Source organism: Aquimarina sp. EL_43 (assembly GCF_943422735.1).
GTDB lineage: Bacteria > Bacteroidota > Bacteroidia > Flavobacteriales > Flavobacteriaceae > Aquimarina > Aquimarina megaterium.
This window is the reverse complement of the sequence record NZ_CALSBR010000001.1, coordinates 2683992-2689646: the sequence shown is the minus strand read 5'-3', so window position 1 is coordinate 2689646 and position 5655 is coordinate 2683992. Positions and strand designations below refer to the sequence as shown.

2 protein-coding genes and 2 tRNA genes are annotated in these 5655 nt (G+C 33.8%); all 4 read right to left on the bottom strand.

What is annotated here, in order from left to right; all coding sequences use genetic code 11:
• Positions 1–41 precede the first annotated feature (41 nt).
• The 4 genes from NNL09_RS11510 to mutS all read right to left on the bottom strand — a co-directional run bounded on the left by NNL09_RS11510 (position 42) and on the right by mutS (position 5393).
• Positions 42–1415, bottom strand: a complete 1374-nt coding sequence (locus NNL09_RS11510) for an aspartate aminotransferase family protein (RefSeq protein WP_196911063.1) — start codon at positions 1413–1415, stop codon at positions 42–44.
• Between the two features lie 1112 nt (positions 1416–2527).
• A tRNA-Leu gene (locus NNL09_RS11505) sits at positions 2528–2612 on the bottom strand.
• A gap of 21 nt (positions 2613–2633) precedes the next feature.
• Positions 2634–2705: transfer RNA gene (locus NNL09_RS11500), tRNA-Gly, on the bottom strand.
• 96 nt (positions 2706–2801) lie between these two features.
• Entirely contained in the window at positions 2802–5393 is a 2592-nt protein-coding gene (gene mutS, locus NNL09_RS11495) for a DNA mismatch repair protein MutS (RefSeq protein WP_196911170.1), read from the bottom strand.
• Positions 5394–5655 lie beyond the last annotated feature (262 nt).

Here is a 5655-nt window from a genome sequence, read left to right as displayed (position 1 = left end):
TAGTTTTTGATTTTTGGTTTTTTGAGAGATTCAATGTTTGATTATCCTATAGAGTGCTCCATGTTTTTATTAGTACAGATTGTAATTGCTTCTTCCAAAATTTCTATTGCAGCATCTACAATTTTGGTGGTAGTAATCAATGGAGGAACGAATCGTATTACGTTATTGTAGTGCCCGCCAACTTCAAACAGGAGTCCTCTTTTAAAGCATTCATCTCGGAATATTGTTACAAACTCTGGAAATGGTTCTTTGGTTAAAACATCTTTAACTATTTCTACTCCGATCATCATTCCTCTTCCTCTTACATCTCCAATAAAATCGAAGTCTTCTTGTAACTTGTACAGCTTTTTAATAAAATATTCTCCTATCTTTTTGGTATACTCTTGTACGTTATATTTTTCTATAAACTCCAACGCCCCCCGGGATGCAGCAATACTTACCTGATTGGCTCTAAAAGTTCCTATATGTGCGGCTGGCCCCCAGGCTTCTATTTCTTTTCTATAGATTAATCCTGAAATAGGAAAACCTATTCCTCCGAATCCTTTAGAAAAAGTAACTATATCAGGTACCGCCTTTGTGTTCATAAATTCTAAAAAGCTTCCTGTTCTAAAAAAGCCACTTTGAATTTCATCAAATATGACTAATACATCATTGTCCCGGGCAATCCTAACCAGTTCTTCCAGATAACCATCTTCGGGTACTATATTTCCTCCTTCACCTTGAATAGGTTCTACAAGAATTGCTGCTGGCTTAGATATTCCTGAATGCGAATTCGTTAGTATATTTTTAAAGTAATCTATCTCATTATCTTTATCCGATATACTTCTGTAAGGATAGCTAAAGGGAGCAAAGTGTACATTCGGCATCAAAGAGGTTATGTTATTTCTAAAATATGTATCCGAAGTCACAGCTAAAGCCCCAGAAGTCATTCCGTGATACCCTCCTGTAAAAGCTATAATGCCATCTCTTCCAGTTTTTATTTTAGCCAATTTGATTGCAGCTTCTACTGCATCCGAGCCTGTAGGCCCACCAAAACTCACCTTATAATCACGTCTTATATCTTTGGGTAAATGATCCAGTATTTTTTGAATTAACAACATTTTATTCTCTGTAGGAAAATCAAGTGCATGAATCAGTTCTGATTGCTGATTTTTTACATATTCTAAAACAAAATCATTACAATGCCCCACATTAAGTACTCCACATCCACTAAAAAAATCGATAAAAAGATTTCCATCTACATCTTCAATGATGCTTCCTTTTGCTTTTTTAATTGCGATTGGCATTTTTCTGGGATAAGAGACAATACTTCCTTCATGCTCTTGTTGGATATCCAGCAACACTTTTGATCGTTTGCCAGGAAGTTCTGACGATATTATTTTGGCTTCTTGTGATAAGTGAAATTCTTCGAACATATTTTATTTTTTAGTTATTTAACAATCGAAAATGACCTGTCTTGACTGAATAACAGGATATACATACTCTTAAAATTTGATTGTATTTTTTGCTTGAAACTTCTCTTTTACTATTAAAAAAGTTGTGATTTGGCGTAAATCAATAATCTTGAGACAAACTCACAGAGCATGCTTTCGAAAACATGATATGTTTTCGAGCTAAGCCATAGGGAATTAACCCCTCAATGAGAAATTAAGAGAAAATAATAGATATATAAGGAAGAGGGAGGAATACCTTCTAAGTACAAGATTAAGAAACACTACCTATCTAAAATTGCATTATTTGATTTTGCCGCAACAGGTTTTCTATTTTTCTTTCATGGCGTGCTTTTACATATAGCACATACCATTGGTTAGGTTTACTAATACACATATTCTTGGTTTTAAGAGTATATAGGTTTATTTAATTAAGGATATAGCTTCGCCACATGACTCACAACTCCTTTTTAGTAAGAATTTTTATGAATCAAGATTATTGAAAAATAATTTTGAAAATAGATCAATCAAGTAGAAAATCATTTCATTTAATCAATCTTTCTACAATAAAAACAATGGGGTAGTTTGTCACTTAGCATATAAGAGTAAGTCTCTTCCTAAATGTCATTTCAAATGTACAAATCTTAATCAACAGGATGTTTATGGTAAAACCGTATTTAAAAAAAAACAAATAATCGATATTCACAAAATACTGATATGCAGTAATTTGAGTGTGTTTAAACATTCTCATTATCATATAATTTAACAAACAAATAACATTTTATCAACAAAAGTATTTTTCAAAATTATCTATAAAAATATCATTTTTTCACACTCCATATTACCCATAAACAGTGATTATATTTAATCCTGCATTTCTATAATCTTTTATAAACACAAAAAACAACTTAAAGAATATGATGCTTAGAAAAAGAGATGTGATTACATTAAAAATAAGATCAATCCCTTTTGAAATATGTTGCAGTTTATATATTCCTATAAATTGATTTAGCTATTTTAAATCTAAAAGAAGAAGAAAAAACAAGAAATGTCTAAAAACAAAGAAACCCTTTGAAAAATCAAAGGGTTATCTTAAGTACTGAAGGCGGGACTTGAACCCGCACGGCCTTACAGGCCATTGGATTTTAAGTCCAACGTGTCTACCAATTCCACCACTTCAGCTTGGTATATATTTTATCTCAGAGCGAAAGACGGGATTTGAACCCGCGACCCTCACCTTGGCAAGGTGATGCTCTACCCCTGAGCTACTTTCGCAGTATGTTAAGAACTTCGCAACTTGTTATTGCGGATGCAAATTTAAAACAATTCTAGTAATACCAAAGTCTTTTTACAAAAAAGAATAATTTTTTTTTACACCTGTGACGCTTTCTTCCTGGTTAACATACGTTTAATCTCATTAAGTTTCATTAATGCTTCTACGGGAGTAAGCGTATCAATATCGATATCCAGAATTTCTTCTTTAATTTCTTCTAATAAGGGGTCATCCAAATTAAAGAAACTCAATTGCACTTTATTTTCTTCCTGCATCCCTTTAATCTTATCGGTAAGCTCTTCGCTACTATGCGATTTTTCAAGCTTCTTAAGCATCTTATTTGCTCTATGCAATACTTGTTGAGGCATTCCTGCCATTTTAGCTACATGAATTCCGAAGCTATGCTCACTACCACCAGGAACTAATTTACGTAAGAAAAGAACAGTGTCTTTTAACTCTTTTACCGATACATTATAATTTTTAATGCGGCCAAAGGTCTCACACATCTCATTTAACTCGTGATAATGTGTAGCAAATAAGGTCTTAGGCCTTGCAGGATACTCATGTAAAAATTCACTAATTGCCCAGGCAATAGATATCCCATCATAGGTACTGGTTCCTCGGCCAATCTCATCTAATAACACCAAACTACGATCAGATATATTATTTAAGATACTCGCAGTCTCATTCATCTCTACCATAAATGTAGATTCTCCCATAGAGATATTATCACTCGCTCCTACTCTGGTAAATATTTTATCAATCACTCCTATTTTTGCTTCTTCTGCAGGGACAAAGCATCCCATCTGCGCCAATAACACAATTAGTGCAGTCTGTCTTAATATTGCAGATTTACCACTCATATTGGGGCCAGTGATCATAATGATCTGTTGATTATCTCGGTCCAACAGAACATCATTAGCGATGTATTGCTCCCCAGGTGGCAATTGTTTTTCGATCACAGGGTGTCGACCATTTTTAATTTCCAAATCATATGATTCATCGATTAAAGGGCGTACATATTGATTTTCTGTAGCAAGCTGAGCAAAAGAGCATAAACAATCTAATTGCCCTATTAAAGTAGCATTTAGCTGTACAGGTTTGATATATTCACTCATCCAGAGTACAAGATCGCCAAATAATTGTTGTTCTAACGCTAGAATTTTTTCTTCGGCTCCAAGAATTTTGGCCTCGTATTCCTTAAGTTCTTCTGTGATATAACGTTCTGCATTTACCAAAGTTTGTTTACGAATCCAGGTATCAGGAACTTTATCTTTATGCGTATTTCGAACCTCGATATAATACCCAAATACATTATTCGAAGCTATTTTTAAAGAAGTAATGCCAGTAGTTTCAGTTTCGCGCTCCAGCATTTTATCCAAATAATCTTTACCTGAAAAAGCAATAGACCTTAACTCATCTAATTCTTCTAAATATCCATTAGCAATTGTATTTCCTTTCAACACATTTACAGGAGCTTCTTCATTTAAAGTCTCTTTGATTTTATTGCGTAATAGTTCACAGTCACTAAGAGTTTCTCCTATTACTTTTAGCGCTTCGTTATCACTATTTGATGCTTGTGATTTTATAGGCACAATTGCTTCCAAAGAGTTTTTAAGCTGAATAACCTCACGAGGATTTACTTTTCCGGTAGCTACTTTAGAAATCAATCGTTCAATATCTCCTATCTGCTTAATCTGATGCTGAATTTTTTGATGTAATGTTGTATTACTCAAAAAAAACTGCACTACCTCATGACGTTTTTGGATCGCAGTAATATTCTTAAGTGGTAATGCCAACCAACGTTTTAATGTACGACCTCCCATTGGTGAGATCGTTTTATCTATAACATCAAGTAAAGTGACTGCATTTGCTGCATTGGCGTGATACAACTCAAGATTACGTATTGTAAAGCGATCCATCCAGATATACTGATCTTCTGCAATACGGTGGATCCCTGTAATATGTTTTAATTTATGATGTTGGGTCTCACCAAGGTAATGAAGAATTACACCTGCCGCTATGATACCTTCTTGCAAGTGATCTATCCCAAACCCTTTTAATGTCTTTGTACCAAAATGTTTGTTTACAGTCTCATCTGCATAATCAGGTTTAAATACCCAATCTTCTATAAAAAATGTATGAAAGTCATGTCCAAAATCTTGTTCAAAATCTTTCTTTTTTGGCTTACTGATCAGAACTTCGCTAGGATTAAAGTTTTGCATTAACTTATCCATATGCGCTACATCGCCTTGAGCGGTAAGAAATTCTCCTGTAGAAACATCCAGAAATGCTACTCCCAATTCTTTTTTTCCATAGTGCAACGCACATAAAAAGTTATTGGTTTTGCTTTGTAACACCTCGTCATTAAGGGCAACTCCTGGAGTTACAAGCTCTGTCACCCCTCGCTTAACAATAGTTTTGGTCTGTTTAGGGTCTTCTAACTGATCACAGATAGCAACTCGCTCACCTGCTTTAACCAATTTTGGCAAATACGTATTTAAAGAATGATGCGGAAATCCAGCTAATGCTGTTTCCTGCTCACTTCCATTACCTCTTTTGGTTAAAACAATATTCAAAATAGCTGCAGCTTTAATTGCATCTGTTCCGAAAGTTTCATAAAAATCCCCTACTCTAAATAACAACAATGCATCAGGGTACTTAGCCTTAATAGCATTGTATTGTTTCATTAATGGAGTTACTTTTTTTCCGTTTTTTGCTGCCAATGAAGTATAATTTTATGAATCATGCTAAAGTAGCTATTCTTCTATTTTTTTTGAAATATAGCTGTTAGGAGTTATTCAATTTTATTCACAATTTTACTTCAACACAAAAAGAAGCATATAATGCATTAAATAAGTAACTACATATTTGTTATAAGTTATAATCAATCCATACTACAACCTGTTTCAAAAAACACAAAGAATTCTCAAAGTTTTATCAAGTATCAAT

Excerpts from the sequence above, each read along its gene's own strand:
- NNL09_RS11510 (WP_196911063.1), bottom strand. The coding sequence starts at position 1,415 with ATGTTCGAAGAATTTCACTTATCACAAGAAGCCAAAATAATATCGTCA.
- mutS (WP_196911170.1), bottom strand. The coding sequence starts at position 5,393 with ATGAAACAATACAATGCTATTAAGGCTAAGTACCCTGATGCATTGTTG.